The sequence below is a fragment of the Microcoleus sp. PH2017_24_DOB_U_A genome (assembly GCF_020738205.1).
Lineage (GTDB): Bacteria > Cyanobacteriota > Cyanobacteriia > Cyanobacteriales > Microcoleaceae > Microcoleus.
Map to the genome: position 1 here is coordinate 27,298 of NZ_JAEQCT010000107.1, position 16,524 is coordinate 43,821.

General features: G+C 45.8%; 14 protein-coding genes. 8 read left to right on the top strand and 6 right to left on the bottom strand.

What is annotated here, in order from left to right:
* The first annotated feature begins 397 nt into the window (after positions 1 to 397).
* From cruF to JGK07_RS26465, 5 genes are all read left to right on the top strand, one after another.
* Positions 398 to 1,336 carry a gamma-carotene 1'-hydroxylase CruF gene (cruF, locus tag JGK07_RS26445; RefSeq protein WP_293179163.1) on the top strand — a complete coding sequence of 313 codons (939 nt, stop codon included), beginning with the start codon at positions 398 to 400 and terminating at the stop codon, positions 1,334 to 1,336.
* A 487-nt stretch (positions 1,337 to 1,823) separates the two neighbouring features.
* Entirely contained in the window at positions 1,824 to 3,014 is a 1,191-nt protein-coding gene (cruG, locus tag JGK07_RS26450; RefSeq protein WP_293179160.1) for a 2'-O-glycosyltransferase CruG, read from the top strand.
* Positions 3,015 to 3,017: 3 nt separating this feature from the next.
* The gene (locus JGK07_RS26455) at positions 3,018 to 3,164 is read left to right on the top strand and encodes a hypothetical protein (protein ID WP_293179157.1); all 147 of its coding nucleotides are present in this window, start codon (positions 3,018 to 3,020) and stop codon (positions 3,162 to 3,164) included.
* A gap of 16 nt (positions 3,165 to 3,180) precedes the next feature.
* Positions 3,181 to 3,768 (top strand): type II toxin-antitoxin system antitoxin SocA domain-containing protein, encoded by a 588-nt coding sequence (locus JGK07_RS26460; protein WP_293179154.1) that lies wholly within the window; start codon positions 3,181 to 3,183, stop codon positions 3,766 to 3,768.
* On the top strand, positions 3,740 to 4,117 hold the full coding sequence (locus JGK07_RS26465) for a hypothetical protein (protein ID WP_293179151.1): 378 nt from the start codon (positions 3,740 to 3,742) through the stop codon (positions 4,115 to 4,117). The genes JGK07_RS26460 and JGK07_RS26465 overlap by 29 nt, the downstream gene beginning before the upstream one ends.
* A gap of 167 nt (positions 4,118 to 4,284) precedes the next feature.
* Here the strand turns inward: JGK07_RS26465 and JGK07_RS26470 are convergent, their stop codons facing one another.
* The 4 genes from JGK07_RS26470 to JGK07_RS26485 form a co-directional block, all read right to left on the bottom strand.
* Positions 4,285 to 5,964, bottom strand: a complete 1,680-nt coding sequence (locus tag JGK07_RS26470) for a hypothetical protein (RefSeq protein ID WP_293210186.1) — start codon at positions 5,962 to 5,964, stop codon at positions 4,285 to 4,287.
* 301 nt (positions 5,965 to 6,265) lie between these two features.
* Complete coding sequence (locus tag JGK07_RS26475) at positions 6,266 to 7,216, bottom strand: ABC transporter ATP-binding protein (RefSeq protein ID WP_293207233.1); 951 nt, start codon at positions 7,214 to 7,216, stop codon at positions 6,266 to 6,268.
* Positions 7,217 to 7,655: 439 nt separating this feature from the next.
* Entirely contained in the window at positions 7,656 to 8,045 is a 390-nt protein-coding gene (locus JGK07_RS26480) for an MAPEG family protein (RefSeq protein WP_293179142.1), read from the bottom strand.
* 128 nt (positions 8,046 to 8,173) lie between these two features.
* Positions 8,174 to 8,716, bottom strand: a complete 543-nt coding sequence (locus tag JGK07_RS26485; protein ID WP_293179139.1) for a PadR family transcriptional regulator — start codon at positions 8,714 to 8,716, stop codon at positions 8,174 to 8,176.
* Positions 8,717 to 8,837: 121 nt separating this feature from the next.
* On the opposite strand from JGK07_RS26485, the gene JGK07_RS26490 reads away from it, so the two are divergent.
* Positions 8,838 to 9,242, top strand: coding sequence for a DUF4188 domain-containing protein (locus tag JGK07_RS26490; RefSeq protein ID WP_293195781.1), 405 nt, complete (start codon positions 8,838 to 8,840; stop codon positions 9,240 to 9,242).
* Between the two features lie 369 nt (positions 9,243 to 9,611).
* On the opposite strand, the gene JGK07_RS26495 is transcribed toward JGK07_RS26490, so the two are convergent.
* Together JGK07_RS26495 and JGK07_RS26500 are read right to left on the bottom strand one after the other, a co-directional pair.
* The gene (locus tag JGK07_RS26495; protein WP_293179133.1) at positions 9,612 to 9,827 is read right to left on the bottom strand and encodes a hypothetical protein; all 216 of its coding nucleotides are present in this window, start codon (positions 9,825 to 9,827) and stop codon (positions 9,612 to 9,614) included.
* Between the two features lie 133 nt (positions 9,828 to 9,960).
* Positions 9,961 to 11,100, bottom strand: coding sequence for a helix-turn-helix transcriptional regulator (locus tag JGK07_RS26500; protein ID WP_293217899.1), 1,140 nt, complete (start codon positions 11,098 to 11,100; stop codon positions 9,961 to 9,963).
* A gap of 614 nt (positions 11,101 to 11,714) precedes the next feature.
* Here JGK07_RS26500 and JGK07_RS26505 point away from each other — a divergent pair.
* Both JGK07_RS26505 and JGK07_RS26510 read left to right on the top strand, forming a co-directional pair.
* A complete protein-coding gene (locus JGK07_RS26505; RefSeq protein WP_293179127.1) occupies positions 11,715 to 12,749 on the top strand; it encodes an RRXRR domain-containing protein in 1,035 nt (344 codons plus the stop codon).
* Positions 12,750 to 12,795: 46 nt separating this feature from the next.
* Complete coding sequence (locus JGK07_RS26510) at positions 12,796 to 16,413, top strand: NACHT domain-containing protein (RefSeq protein ID WP_293179124.1); 3,618 nt, start codon at positions 12,796 to 12,798, stop codon at positions 16,411 to 16,413.
* The last annotated feature ends 111 nt before the right edge of the window (positions 16,414 to 16,524 follow it).

The window sequence follows — 16,524 nt, forward strand, 5'->3', positions numbered from 1 at the left end:
GCTTCAGCGCTCTTTCCTAGATCTCAGCAAAGAGTGCTCCCATCCCAACAACATACCAAAATTATCGATCGAAGATTGGCTCGTGCTTGGGCCAAGGTATGTAGTTGCGCTTCAGCGCTCTTTCATAAGATCTAAGCAAAGAGGGCTCGCATCCCAACAACGTACCTAATTTGTGTAATGACTGCTGATTTTTGGGACGGGTTCTGGGGATCTTCCCAGCTATTTTTGCAATTTTGTATAGGCTTGTTGCAACCAGACACTCAATCAGCAACCGGGTTTCTCGGGCTTGGGCGCAAATCTTGGAAAAATGCCGGTGCCCTATTGGTGTTGGTTTATTGTAAAAAATTGTAAACTGTAACGAGTGCTTTCTGCATCTAATATTTTTTCGAGGAGTCCCATGAAGCAACTTTTGATAGCTGAGCGCTTTTGCCTGATTGCCCACGTCTTGTCAATGGCCTTTGGATTGGCAGGGTTGCTGCTGATTTTACCCCATCCCGAATTCGTGATGAATTTATCGCCCGCCGGACAAACTTTGTTCCAATGGGGGATGGCTGGGGGTGGAGTAGTTTATATCATTTTTGGCGCAGCAGCGGTTGCTCTCTATGCCTATCGGACGTTGGGGCTGGGTGCAACTCTGACATTTTTGCTGCCTTCTGTGTTTTTATCTTTGAGTAGCGAGTTGTTGGGAACGAGTACGGGTTTTCCCTTCGGCCATTACCACTATTTAAGCGGGTTGGGCTACAAAATTGCAGGGCTGGTGCCGTTTACAATTCCCATGTCGTGGTTTTATCTAGGACTGGTTTCATATATAATTGCTCGCGCTGGGCTGGCTGGTGGTAAAGGCGAATTGAATTGGGTGCGCCAAATAGGCGCGATCGCCCTTGGCGCTCTATTATTGACAGCTTGGGATTTTGTACTAGATCCGGCGATGAGTCAAACTTCTGTACCTTTTTGGGAGTTTGAGGAACTTGGCGCTTTCTTTGGGATGCCTTACCGCAATTTGGCGGGCTGGATGGGTACCGGGGCGCTGTTTATGTCTGTAGCAGCTTTCTTTTGGAGAAAAACTTCGATAAAATTAGAGCGATCGGAATTGAGTTTGCCTTTAATTGTTTATTTGGTAAACTTTGCTTTCGGAGCGATTATCACTGTCACTTCCTTGGATTCTCGGTTCTGGTTCCCGACATCGCTAGCTGTGCTTCTGGGTGTAGTTCCGGCGATCGTATTAAGCTCGATCGCTAAACCCGCAGCAGATGACATAACAGAAGCAATTCCGTCTTTGGAATCTGCTCTCAAAGCTGAAATTCCATCTCAGCGCGTAGGCGCTTTGCGGAAGTAAGCGGCTGATGAGGAATCATATCGTTTCCGGTCGATTGACTGCAATAATATTCGTTCGTAGTGCGGACTTAAGTCCGCAGCCTGAGTGCGGACTTAAGTCCGCACTACGAACCGTTTTTGTTATGGTAATTGAGCGGACACGAGCTCACTGCTGATTTGGCAAAAATTCACAGGAAATTTTGAGCTAATTTAAAAACCCGGTTTTAACAAGAAACCGGGTTTTTCAGCAATTATATTTTCATGCCAAATTCCTGTAATATGTTTGAGGTCATATCGTGTCCGATCGTCAATTAACCGCAATAATATTCGTTCGTAGTGCGGACTTTAGTCCGCTCCGATCTTGAGGACTAAAGTCCGCACTACGAACCGTTTTTGTTGTGGTAAGCGACAGGACATGATATCAAAAGTTGATTAAATTTTTCAAATTGACACCAGCCGTAATTCCAAATTATTCAATTGAAAATCTAAAATCTAAAATCTAAAATCCTATGATCGATCCTAACCACCTGACAATCATCATCCCTGCCGCACTTTTGCTGTTGCAATTACCCGCTACCGCCCTTTTAATGTCGCGGTTAATTAAAGGCCCCTCGCGCATCCCGCCCCTGGAACCAGATTCCCCGACGCTGGACTTGTTGGGTGCTTGTACTGCGGTGGTGCCGACTTTGAACGAAGCAGAAAGAATTGCACCTTGTTTGGAAGGATTGAGTCACCAAAGTTACGAGCTCCGAGAGGTGGTAGTTGTTGACAGCTATTCGGTAGATGGAACAGGGGATTTAGTCAAAGCTGCCGCCGAAAAAGACCCCCGGTTTCGCTTAATTAACGACGATCCGTTACCGCCTGGTTGGGTGGGGCGTCCGTGGGCGCTGAATTGGGGTTTTTTGGCAACTTCCGAGAAGTGCGAGTGGATTTTGGGGATAGATGCGGATACTCAGCCGCATCCGGGTTTGATCGCAAGTTTGCTCAAAACTGCTGCTGCTGGAAATTACGATTTGATTTCGCTATCGCCGCAGTTCATCCTCAAGTATCCGGGCGAGTTGTGGCTGCAACCTGCGCTGTTAATGACTTTGGTGTATCGCTTCGGCCCCACGGGAACCGGCGGGGATGTGCCGGAACGGGTGATGGCAAACGGTCAGTGTTTCCTCTGTAAGCGCGAGGTTTTGGTGGCTTTAGGGGGCTATGAAGTCGCAAAAGGTTCTTTTTGCGATGATGTGACTCTGGCTCGCTATGCTGCGGCTCAGGGCTTTAAGGTGGGCTTTTTGGATGGGGCGAAAGTCTTGAAGGTGCGGATGTATGAGGGGGCGATCGAGACTTGGAATGAATGGGGGCGATCGCTCGATCTCAAAGATGCTGCTTCTAGCGGTCAAATTTGGGGCGATTTGTGGCTGTTGTTGGCGGTTCAAGGTTTGCCGGTGCCGATCGTCCTTTGGTATTTGCTATCGGGTTCCCTACCTGCGATCGCTGTATCTGGGCAGTTTGGGCTGTGGGGATTGAATGTATTTTTGGTTGCGGTGCGATCGGCTTTGTGTTTTGCGATCGCTCCGAGTTACGATCGCACCCAAGCTTCTGGTAAATGGCTATTTTGGCTGTCACCTTTAGCCGATCCGTTAGCGTTTGTGCGGATTCTAATTTCTGCGTTTAATCAGCCGACTCAGTGGCGCGGCCGCAAGTATAGTTAGCTTATGAGAGGCGGATCGCGATTGGAATGGGCGATCGAATTTACATTTGTGCGATCGGCTGATTTGATATTACACTCGCGACTCAGTTTCAATTATAATAGTATGTATCGATATGCTGCCAATCTGGCGATCGAAAAGTATTTGTTCTAGACTGAGGGTCGGAGCTATGATCGACTGTCTCAATTTGGCTCGCTACTTCATTATCAGAGCTTATGAAGATGGTATAGAAGCTGACATGACTAATATGAAGATTCAGAAGCTTTTATACTACGCACAGAGCTTGCATTTGGCACTCTATGATGAGGCCTTCTTTGGAGAAGAAATCCAAGCATGGCGCTACGGCCCTGTTTGTCCTCCTGCTTATAGGTTTTACAGTGAGTTTGAAGCTAGCCAGCTACCTATTCCTAACAAAGAATCCTTATTGCAGCTTACCTCTGATAAGCAAGAGCTTTTAGAAGAAATTTGGGGATATTTCGGTGGTTATCATGCTTATGGATTAAGCAATATGACTCACGGTGAATTTCCTTGGAAAAAAGCTCGTAAAGGTCTACTTCCTGAAGCAAGTTCAACGGAGCCAATTCTTCTCGAAGACATGAAAGCATTAGGTTATCAGAAGCTCGATTTGATAGAGCGCAAGCACCCCGCATACGAACTAGCAATGTCTGAAGTTTTGAAGGATACCTTTGATTCCGAATCATCAAATCGTATTGAAAAAGGAGAAGTCCATGAGTGGCTCAACTCCCTTCTCGATTGAAGCTTCCGACAATTTCAACCGTTCCTTTAAAAAACTTGCAAAAATTCACGGAGCTAGCTTTGTTGAAATAATTTCAAAAGTTTTGGAAGAATTAATTGATTACCAATATCCAAACAATTCCCGTAATGAGCCTTTACCGGGAAAAATTAAGTTGCCAGAAGAATGGACATTTCACAAGATAGATTTTAGGATTGCTAAAGGAGCTTCGGGACAGATTAGACTAATGTACTTAGTTAACGCAACTACTTGTATTATTAAACTCGTTTGGATTTACAGTCACGAGCAGTTTTCAAAACGTCCTGCTGATGCGGATTTAAAGAGTGTACTTAGAGAAATTTTAGAATTTTAAATCAACAAACTGAACAAGACTTCGGAGAGTTTAATTGCCGCTCCAAAGATAGCTTTAAACCCGGTTTCTACGAGTTTTGCGTTGACGATAAATCTACAAAGAAACCGGGTTTTTGAGGTCAGGAATGCCCACCGATTGCGATCGGGGCGCACTGCATTCTCCCTTTTTCAAGCCTTCAGCAAAGCTTTAGATGCCGATTCCCCAGCGATTCGGAGTTGCCTCCTCAATTGCAGATTCAGCAGCACCAACACAGTCCACTGGCAGAGTATCGAGACACAAATGTCATATATTGACTGGTCTCTCAAGGCAGATGAAGATCCAAAGATGGGAAATACTAAAGACAGCCAAATGAAAGGAGCTTTTGCTGGGTAGAGGGAAAGCACAGACAAAATAATTGGTGGTAAAAGGATAGCCCCTCCGACTGTACAAGTCGCCCAAACTGCTTGATTTCGGATTTTTGCGAACATGAATAGCTGAGTGAGGCCGGCGTAAATCAGGATAAGATTGATAAACGCAATCATCGCAGGAAAAGCGGTGTGATTCACCAGCAGCCAAGGTGTTAAAATCACTGTCGAACTGAGGAGATTGATTGCTATTGCAATTGGTGCTGGACTTTTTTCGCTCCAAATTAAATCGAGTATTGGGTATTTGCGCCACAACTTCTGACTACTCGGAACGATTTGTTTCCGATACCTCGCCCAATCATACAAAGCTTGTCTTTCCGAGGTTAAAGCCGCAATCAAAGCTAAAAAAACCATCAAATTTGGGATCGACAAACAGACGATTTCATCAAGGGAGTATTTATTTGATTGGAGTGCAAATCCTAAAATTATTGACTGATAGGAAATCACCAGCAAATAACTTTGTCGCTTGCTCAAAACAGTGGCGGTGGGGTTGGGAAAGCGACGCTGCCATCCCTGGTATATCCAATAGGTTGCCACTGCACAAATCAATAAAGATAAGGCGGTAGAAGACACAAGATTTTTGCCAATCTGCAAATGGAACCATTCCAGACTATCGAACTCCTCAGTTAACCAGTTAAGGTTAGAATGGGATGACTCATTAACTTGATAAGCTACCTGTTTCAAGACAGCAGCCGGAGAGAAAAATGCTAACAAGTCCGCAGCATTGCCGACTGATGGTGCCTTAAAAGCTGTGCTAATAAAACCCAAAACCGCAGCACTAGCCAGCCAAGGCTGAAACCCTCCCAACCAACTGGTTGTTAAACCAAATAGCATTGCACCGCTGTAAAATAAAGCACAGCTAGCTACCATTGCTATGTCGAAACATAAAATATGATGCAGAGGTATTTGAGCTGCTAATCCGCTGTACAGGTGCAGCGGTACAGCAAGAATTGCTGCCAGATACAGTAAAATTGGGACGCCGAGAATTTTACCCAGAAAAATTGTGTTGGCAGATTGGGGGCTGAGGCGAATAAAGTTAAGTGTGCCTCGGCGTTCCTCTTTGTCTAAGTCGCTCACCAGCATATAAGTGCCGGCTACTAAAAGTGCGATCGCACTAAATATGCTCAGGTAAACGAATATTTCTAGCCACCAAGAGGGCCAGTTAATGATGAAATTTCCTGCCGCATCTTGGATACACTTGATTGCATCACTTTTGGGATTGCCATCAAATCCAGTGCAGAATCTGTGATGAATGGGGTACTTGTAATCGCTGGGAAGAGGCGCAACGGGTATCTGGCTCCTCGACGACAAAAACAGCACCAGTTGACTGCTGAGGGAAAGGACGCTGGCGATCGCAATATTGCCCATTTTCAGCCGGCCTTTAAGTTCTCGAAATAACTGGGAATTCCAGTTACCGATTGTGTCTAGCAAGTTGAGAGTCATAGATAATTGTTTTGAGTTGTGAGTGAACAATTGGAAATCGGGTGATTTATTTAATAGTCTTGAACTGGGTGCAGCGACCTGTGCAAGGCAAATATGTTTGTAGGGGCGAAGCATGACCGCAGTCAATATGGGATTATAACTAATAACTTATATGCGGTCATGCTTCGCCCTCTTCAAAACCCAGATGCACCCATTGAACGCATTTAGACCACAGAAACCGGGTTTTTTTGTGAGTCTCGTGGCTCCGATGAAAGATTTTGGTAAAAACCAGGTTTTTGACCGCCCGTGCGTCCAAGGCTATTTAAGATGCTTGTTTGTGTCCCATTTTCAGAAAGATAGTTTCTAAGTCTTCTTGAGTGCAGTGAAATTCTGTGAGGGGAATATTGGCATTGACGAGCGATCGCAATAAATTCGCTGCATCTTCCCGGCTTCCTGAAAAATGAACGCACACCTGCTGAGTTTCCGGCACTATTTCCCAACTTTCAACCCAAGGAAAGTTCTTGAGTTCGGATGTCAACCCTTCTAAATTGCCCAAAGTTGACAGGAAAATTTGCTGTTTCCCGAGGCGTTTGTAAAGTTCTTGTAAAGGGGCGCTTTCCACAAGATAGCCCAATTCCATAATCCCTACCCAGGTGCAAAGTTCGGCTAAATCGCTGAGAACGTGGGATGATATGACTACGGTCATGCCGGCTTGTTGCAAGGATTTGATGATTTCGCGAAATTGCGATCGCGCGATCGGATCTAAACCCGAAACTGGTTCGTCTAACAGCAACAACAGCGGTTCGTGAATAATCGTGCGCCCCAAACTCAGGCGCTGCTTCATTCCCCGCGACAGAGTGGAAATTAAGCTGTTGCGCTTGTTGGTTAATTGCACGAGTTCTAAAACTGCATAGATGCGCTCTCTGCGCCGGGGTTGTCGCAGGTTGTAGAGTCTGGCAAAGTAATCTAAATAATCGCAAACAGTCAAATCGTCGTAAAGCGGAAAATCGTCGGGAAGAAAACCGATGCGCTGTTTGAGAGTGGGATTAGATCGATCGCGCAACAAGCGTTTGCCGTTGATGTAAATCTCCCCTGTAGTAGGTTCTTCAGCGGAGGCCAACATTCGCAGCAAGGTAGTTTTGCCCGCACCGTTGGGGCCGATGAGTCCGCAGATTTCGCCAGCGGCGACTTGCAAGTCGATGTCATTGACGGCAATATGGCGATCGAATTGTTTGGTAAGTCCGCGAGTGTCTATTGCTAATTCTTTTGCCATAGTTAAAAGGCGAGTGAAATTGGCTGCGGTTTGTCTCTAGAAAAGGAAGTTTAAGCTTGTATCTAGCTTAGCCTTTTGATACAGCAGTTGTCAGGGGGATTGCGGAAAATTAACTGTTAAATTTTAAAAAGATTACGATTTATGTTTAAAAATAAGCTCGCTCAGTATTTAAACTAAATCTCAAAAATAATCCAACTTTTGTGGCCTGGGGACGCGAGTCAGTCCAAAATGTAAAAACTAAAACAGCTTATTATTATACCAGCCAAAGATTGCTAACGCGATTCCATAATTTAGGTTGGTTAGCGAAATCACAGACAGTAATTTTAGACGATCTATAGACTTGTAAGTAAGGTGCGTCAGACTTAGGCTGCGTGCGAAATAATTAGATTGTGGGCTTGACGCACCCTACAATATATGTGTTCGTTGTGTAAGTCATCAACTACAAAACTGCCATAACAATTAAGGCTAACAAGCAGCTTAACTGCATCCCTAAGCTTAATACCCTAAACATGGGATTGAGACTGGCGATGTGAATCATTGAATGCAGCAGCCGAAATACAATGTAGGCAACAATCAGCGAATCTACGGCTATTCCAGAGACGCCCCTAACTGTTAGCATAAAAAAAACTCCCAAATACAAAGGCAGGTTTTCTATCAAGTTAGATTGTACTCTAAATAGTCGCCACAGCAAGCTTTCATCGTTTTGTGTACCAAAATCTTTGGGAGATCCGCCCGCAGATAGATGCCGAATCCTGACTGCTATGAGGGCGATGACAATTGCGATCGTCCACAGGATGAAAATTACCAAACCCCAGAGAGGGAGGGTCATATTTGTCGTTTGAATTTGGATCATCTTTCTACCTGGCGAAACTGCTGCTAATACTTTAGAAAAGTTACCACTCAGGAATCTAGGAGAAAATTGCAGAATTTTAGTAAAAAATTGCCTTCGCCTTGCACTTATTGCAGCAACAGCAGGATCTCGTCACACCAAGCTAGCCAGCCTGTTTCGTAGTGAATCCCGCGCAGTAAAGTCATGTACTGAAATTTTAGGCTGTTTGACAACTTTTGGGGATTTGTAAATTCCTGGGTTTTAATTTGTTGATAAATCATTAATCGCTGCTGATGTTGCTGGCGGTGCACTTCGAGTTTTGCCACGATTATCTGAGGAGACACCAGATAGCCAGCATAGAGTTTGACGAGTAACTCATCTTTGATTGGTGCCATCTCCTCCGACTCAGCAATCCATTGGCACAACTGCTGTTTGCCCAATCCCGTCACGGTATAGATACGTTTGTCGGGTCGATTTTCCTGCTGTACGGATTCGGCTTGCAGCCACTGCTTTTCTTCGAGGCGGCTCAATTCTCGGTAAATCTGCTGGAAGCTGGCACTCCAAAAAAAACCAACCGATCCTTCCACAGAGGGATTGAAGCGCTTGGCTAGGTCGTAGCCACTGCTGGGGGCGCTTACTAAGACTGACAGAATGGCATAGCTAAGAGACATAGGCTAGGGGTTGACATACTCACTAAGTTGAATATATCATAAATTGTATATTCAATTTAGTGAATAATCGTGAGATTGAATATGTAATTTCCAGGTAGTAAGATTTTCAAGGAGTTTGAAGATGGCAAATGCAAACAGATATTCGATTTACCAGATCGATTTGCCCGATCGCGCGGAAGCAGTGGTGTTTGTCAACGGCTTTGTGGCACGCGATCGCGCGGGGTTTTTCTGGATGTGGAAAAATCTAGTGTCGATCGGCACTTCGACTGGTAAAGCTGAAGGCTGCGTGCAAGTGAAAGCAGGAATTTGTGGGCCAAAGGAAGTGATTATGGTGAGTTACTGGCGTTCAGAAGCCGATCTGAAACAGTTTTTCCGAGGTGAAGCCCATCGGCGGATGATGCAGTTTGTGTTGAAAAATCCTGATAGCCTCTGTTTGTATAACGAGACATACACACCTTCGCAAAGTGGGAAATACAGCCACGAACCGCAAGGGATGGCAACGCTTTATCCTAGTTTTGCAAAATGAGCAATAACGTGCCAAGTAGCTTGATGTTCGGGCAGCATCCCAATTTGGTAAAAAGCATTTTTTACGCAGTGCGAGCGTCTCGCTCGCGTGCTTTATAAAGCACGCGAGCTCCCGACAGCACTACAAATGCAAAACTGAGATGCTCCCGCTGAGGTAACAGAAAATCTGATGTCAGTTCTCGGCTAAAATCAATTAGCTCGATCTGCTTTTGCTGTGGTATTCTCATCTTTCGCTAAAAAAAAGTAAATCTAAAATCTACCAGAAAGAATTGGTTGAAAGCCGGAACCATTTGAGGGAGAAATTAAAAAGACGATTCATTACTCCAATTCTCTGACTTAAGGGTAGAGGTAGCTCTCAAACTGTCAACTGTCAACTGTCAACTGTCAACTGTTGAAAATCTACAATCGACTGAGGGCCGCACCATTCGATCGAGCAAATGTTCGATCGCACTTGGGAGATTCTCGCAAAAACCAGTGTGTACCGGTTTTCTTGAGGAATTACCGTAATCGCGATCGCAAGTGCGATCGACTCGTCATTCGTCTGGGCGATCGAATCATAATCTTCTGGATTCACAAGATTTGACATGATTTTTAAATCACCTAAAGTAACCAAAGAGAGATAGAAATCGATTTTGGAAAATGAGCCGATTCTACTAAGAAGCCGGAATTCTTATCCATCCTAACAACTCCTTTGGGAATACAATCAGTAAATTCCCACTTTAACGAAGTTTCCCAAGCTGTTTCAAAGCACTTACTACCGCCTCCGCACGAGTTTGTACTCCCAGCTTTGAGTAGATATGTTCTAAATACTTTCTGACTGTACCAATGCTCAGACTCAGTGTTGCCGCAATTTCTGGATTAGTCTTACCTTGCGTCACCTCAAACAATACTTCTGTTTCCCGCTTGGTTAATCCTAGGAATTCCAAAGATACGGATGATAGAGTTAAAAACTCCTCTTCTTCAAGCAACAATAGATATCTTTCCAGCGGTTGCTCAGTCAGAAAGCGTACAATTAATTGTTTTCCTGCTTGTTCTAATTTCAGCGGTAAATGAGGTGCAGGGATTTCATCACTTGGTGTTACCAGCGACAACTGATATTTAACCCATCTCTGCAAATTGTCTGGCAAACATTTTGTTGAAAAATGTGAGTCTTGAAAATACTGTTTCAGCCAATGCAAAGCTCGTTCGCTCATGAATTGAACTTGCCCATCTCCGTTGAGAGAAATAATTCCTAATGCCTCCAGAGTATGACGCTGTTCTACCCACTCCTGTTCTATTTGGGTAAACTGATTCATGTTTTGCTGGGCTTGTACCAGATGAGGGTGCAGTAAATTGAATAAATAGCGATCGCGCTCAGTAAAAATCCGATCTCCCAAAAGTGTAATCGCAATAATATCATCTTGTCCAGAGTAGAGCTTGCTCGCAGATTTAGCAGCCAAAGCAAGAGGTAGTGAAACTGCGATCAGATCCTTGATTCCTCTAGGCTGCATCACCTTTCCATACAATCCTTCCAGACGGTGCAGTTGCTGCTCGTTTAAGAAGTCTGAAACCTTATGCGCTCGATTGTCACGAGTTCGGAGATAATTACCGACTAGAGGGTTTTCGTAAAAATGCTGGTGAGCAACTTTCTCAAAATTCACTGTATCAAGGCGATCGAACCCAGGGGCGGGTTTATAGTCGAGGGAGGTAGTCTTGCTATTCTCGAAGGAGAGGGTGGTGTAGGTGTAATCTACTGCGGAAATAACCTTCGAGACGATCGCCAGCAGATGAGATGAGAAATCCTCAACGCTACAAGTTTTGTATAGTTCCTGTAGGCATCCTGAAAAAATTTGAAAATCATGCTGAGTTAAGTGTTGCATTGTCCCTGATAAAATAGTCGCTAATCATTCGGACTCGATATAGAGTAAGACGAGTTGCGAGGAGAAATAGATGCTTTTGTATCTTTTTTGTAACAATTGACTACGGCAAATGACGGGTTGAATCTAGATTTGAGATATGACAAGCTTTAAAAACAGTTGACAGTTGACCTGGGACAGTTGACAGTTGACCTGGGACAGTTGACAGTTGACCTGGGACAGTTGACAGTTGATTAACATAACAAAAACGGTTTGTAGTGCGGACTTCAGTCCGCAGCTTGAGAGCGGACACTCCCGACGCACGCGCGATCGAATCTTATAGCGGTTAAATGACACTACGAATGTAACAACAAGTCCTAAGTTCAAGTTGGAATAGTTGAAATAGTTAAAATGTCACTAACCCCTGCCTTAAGGCATGGGGCTTGAAAGAGGGAGATTCACCAACTTCTTAATTTGAGACTAAAATAGTGTCTAGACGCCAACCGCATCGTTGGGACAAAAAACTGAACAGCCTGGGCGTGGTAGCTCGAAATACGTCAAGAATGCCTCCCTAGTTTTTAACCTCTATAGCTGTCAGTGTCGAAGGGAAATATATACTCGCAAGAGACTTACCGTAAATGTTTGTACCAGTTCTAGATAGTGAAAACAGACCGCTAATGCCTACTACGCCAAGTCGTGCGCGGCGTTGGATTAAGGCGGGCATCGCCACCCCATTTTGGAAAAAAGGAGTGTTTTGCGTTCGACTCAATGTAGAACCATCAAACACGCACCGCCAACCAATAGCAGTTGGTATTGACCCAGGTTCAAAGCGAGAAGCTTTTACAGTCAAATCCAAAGCTCATGCCTACCTCAACGTGCAAACCCACGCCGTCGATTGGGTGAAAGACCATATTGAGACACGGCGAAATATGCGACGCGCCAGACGTTTTCGCAAGACGCCATGCCGCCAAAACCGAGCAAACCGACTGGTCAACAAACATCGCCTGCCCCCATCGACTAAGGCGAGGTGGCAGTGGAAATTAAGAATAGCTAAATGGCTAACCTTGATGTTTCCGGTATCAACTTTCGTCGTCGAAGATATCAAAGCCCGAAAGAGGAAAAACGCACGCAAGTGGAACGTGTCGTTTAGCCCTCTGGAAGTAGGCAAACGCTGGTTTTATCGGGAACTTACTCGTATTGCACACCTTGAAATCAAAACGGGTAACGATACCTACAATCTGCGTCAAAGTCTGGGACTCAAGAAATCAAAGCAGAAATTGTCAAACAAATTTGAGGCTCACTGCGTTGATTCTTGGGTGCTTGCTAATTGGTATGTTGGAGGACATTTTGAACCCGATAACACAGTGTTGATAGAAGTGATGCCTCTGGAGTTTCACAGAAGACAGCTACATCGATTGCAACACGCTCCCGGTCATATTCGTTCTAGATATGGCGGTACGATTAGCGCAGGGTTTAAACGCGGCTCAATCGTCAAACATCCCAAGTATGGGTTTTGCTATGTCGGTGGCTGGCAAGCGTCACCAACGAAAAAAGACCCAAACCGGAAAACAATTAGTTTGCACAGTTTAGGGACTGGCAAGCGGTTGTGCCAAAATGCGTTGCCGGGAGATTGTAAGTTTTTGTCCCCGAACTCGTGGCGCATTGCCAATTAATTGTAAAGCCGTCCTATAAGGACGGGGTTTCACACCGATTTTTCTGATGACTAAACTGCCGCAAAAGCGCAAGCGCCGAGGCGTGATTCTTTCAGATTGGGGTTTGCAGCGTCTACAGAATACCCAGGAACAATTAGCCATTGCTGAAAATGGCGGTTCTGCTTACACATTAGAGCGATTAAGCAATTTGACAGGGCTCAGTGCTCGATCGATCGGACGGCTGCGAAGTGGCAAAGCAGCAGTCGATCGCCAAACCCTAGAAGAGTTATTTCGCGCCTTTAACCTGACTATAACCGAGCAAGACTACATCCAGCCAGAACCAACAACCGCAGAACGCCAGCCTGTAAAGTCGATCGCCCAAAATTGGGGAGAAGCCATAGATGTTTCCCGCTTTTACGGGCGTACCGCAGAACTTACCACCCTCACCCAATGGATTCTGCAAGATAATTGTCGGTTGGTGTGTATTTTTGGGATTGGTGGCATCGGGAAAACCGCTTTATCTGTCAAATTAGCAGAACAGCTACAAAACCAATTTAGCTACGTCATTTGGCGAAGCCTCCGCAATGCCCCGCCGCCGGAAATTTTCTTAGCAGAATTAGTCTCATTTCTCTCAGGACAACAGGATACAAAAGCAGAAATTAGCAGCTTGATTCAGTGTCTGCGGAATCATCGCTGTCTGATCGTTATAGACAATACCGAAAGCCTGTCACAACCAGGGGATCAGAGTGGACAATATCGTCCCGGCTATGAAGCTTACGGAGAAATGTTGCGCGCGGTGGCCGAAACTCGCCATCAAAGCTGTTTGGTGTTAACCACCAGGGAAAAATGCCCTCAATTTGCTCAATCGGAAGCGGGCGACTTAGCAGTACAAAGCTTGTCCTTGGGCGGTTGTCCAGAAGCCTCCGAAGCATTGATTGAGGCGACGGAATTAACTGGATCGGACAGTCAAAAACAGGATTTGTGCGATCGCTATCGATGCAATCCCCTGGCCTTAAAAATCGTTGCCACCACCATTCGAGATTTGTTCAGCGGCAATATTGGTCTTTTCCTAGCACAAAATGTTACTGTATTTGGCGATGTTGCAGATTTAATTCAACAACAATGCAATCGTCTGTCAATCTTAGAGACTCAAGTCATGTGCTGGTTGGCGATCGATCGCGAATGGGTTTCCTTTACCGAACTTCGAGAAGATTTGAATGCTGGCGTATCCCAAACGCAGTTGATGGAAGCCCTGCAAAATTTGAAATGGCGATCGTTGATTGAAACCAACGCAGGTCAGTTTACATTACAACCTGTGGTGATGGAATATGTCACGCAGACACTGATCGATCGCATTTGTGACGAAATTGCCGATCGCTCATCGCCGACTCCATTGTCAAATTCTTCCCTATTGCAAACCCATGCCTTAATCAAAGCACAGGACAAAGACTACATTCGCGACAGCCAAAATCGCATGATTTTAAAGCCACTGAGCGATCGGTTGCTGAGTCAATTGGGTTCTCAAAAAGACATCGCATATCAACTAAAACAAATTCTATATCGCCTGCAAACCGAGTGTCCGAATCAGGCTGGATACACTGGTGGCAATATTATCAATCTATTACGCCACCTTCAGATTGACCTAACTGACTACGACTTTTCCTATCTCAGCATTTGGCAAGCCGATCTTCAGGATGTGAACCTGCATCGAGTCAATTTCACCCATTCTGACCTATCAAAATCGCGGTTTACCCAACCGTTAGGCAGTATTTTAAGGGTTGCATTTAGCCCCGACAGTCAACTGCTAGCAACTGGAGATAGCAATAATCTGGTGTCCCTATGGCAAGTTTCTAACGGACAATCCAGAGCCATATTTAGATCGCATCACGGTTGGGTTTGGGCGCTGGCTTGGAGTCTCTTTCCCTTGCCTCTTAACGGGGGAAACGAAGCAGGGTATGTCCTCGCCAGCGGCGGTGCCGATCGAACTATCAGACTGTGGAGTATTGAATCAGAAAGTTGTTTGGCAATCTTGCAAGGACATCAGACTACCATCAGAACCCTAGCATGGCAGCCGCACGGACACATCCTTGCTAGCGGGGACGATCGCCAGATTCGACTGTGGGATACTCGTACCAAAGAATGTTGCCAGATTTTGCAGGGCCACAGTAATTGGGTGATGTTTGTTGCTTGGAGTCCCGACGGTCAAATCCTCGCCAGTGCTTCCTTAGATGGAACGGTTCGAGTCTGGGATATACAGAATGGTGAGTGCCTGAAAATCTTATCCGAACATACTAATGGAATTTGGTCAATTGCTTGGAGTCCCAACGGAGAACTTCTCGCCACAGGGAGTCAAGATCGAACCGTGAAGATTTGGGATGCCGACAGCGGTAAATGTCTCAAAACTTTGCAAAGAGACGATCGGGCAGTCTTTTCCCTCGCCTGGAGTCCCGATAGCAGAATGCTCGCCAGCGCTAGCGGAGACCAGAATATCGCGATCTGGGATATAGAAAGCAGTCAATGCTTGCAAACCTTACAGGGAGACAGCAATTCGATTTGGAACGTGACTGTAGCTTGGAGCCCAGATGGGAAAACGATCGCCAGTGGTTCCCACGATCAAACCGTGCGACTGTGGGAGGTCGATCGCAGTCGATCGAATCAGTGCCGAAATTTCAAAACATTGCAGGGATACAGCAATTCTATGTTTGCGGCGGTTTGGAGTCCCGATGGTACGATCCTTGCCAGCAGCAGTGGCGATCGTCTGGTTCGGTTGTGGAATCCTCGCACAGGTCAATGTTTGAAAACATTAAAGGGTCACACCAATTGGATTTGGGGTTTAGCCTGGAGTCCCGATGGCACTACCCTTGCTAGCGGATCCGATGACTGCACGGTTCGACTCTGGGATGCCAGCAGCGGCCAATGTTTGGCAACCCTCGAAGGACACGCAGCCTGGGTTTGGGCTGTCGCTTGGAGTCCCGACAGTCAAATTCTTGCCAGCGCGGCGGGCGGCCTGAATATTCGGTTGTGGGATGTTAAGCACCGGAAATGCCTGAACATCTTGCAGGGAAATGACAGTTGGGTTGGGAGTTTAGCCTGGAGTCCCCACGGCAAAATCCTTGCTAGCGGTTCCCACGATGGAAATCTGCGACTCTGGGATAGCAGCACCGGTCAATGCGTGGATGTCTTGCAGGGACATGAAAGTTCCATTAGATATGTATCTTGGAGCCCGGATGGCCAAACCCTTGCTAGTGCTTCCCAGGATCTGAGCATCCGACTCTGGGATAGCTGTACTGGCAAGTGTCTGAAAATTTTGCAGGGACACAGCGATATGGTAAAAGCAGCAGTCTGGAGTCCTGACGGTGAAATGCTGGCCAGTTGTTCGCACGATCGAACTATTCGACTCTGGGATGCGGGCACGGGAGAATGCACGAAAATTCTACAGGGACATACAAGTCAAATTTGGTCTGTTGCTTGGCGTCCTGTTGTCTCGAATGAGGCAGAAAATCGCGACTTTGTTCTTGCAAGCACCAGCGCTGATGAGACGATTAAGCTGTGGGATGTCAACACAGGTGAATGTTTGAAAACTCTCAGAGCCGATCGCCCCTATGAAGCTATGAATATTACCGGAGTCACGGGTATTACACAAGCTCAGAAAGCCACTTTGGAGGTGTTGGGGGCACACAGTTGACAGTTGACAGTTGACAGTTGACAGTTGACAGTTGACAGTTGACAGTTGACAGTTGATACCCGGTTTCTTAAAGAAACCGGGTTTCTATGTACCTCACTTACCACCAAACCA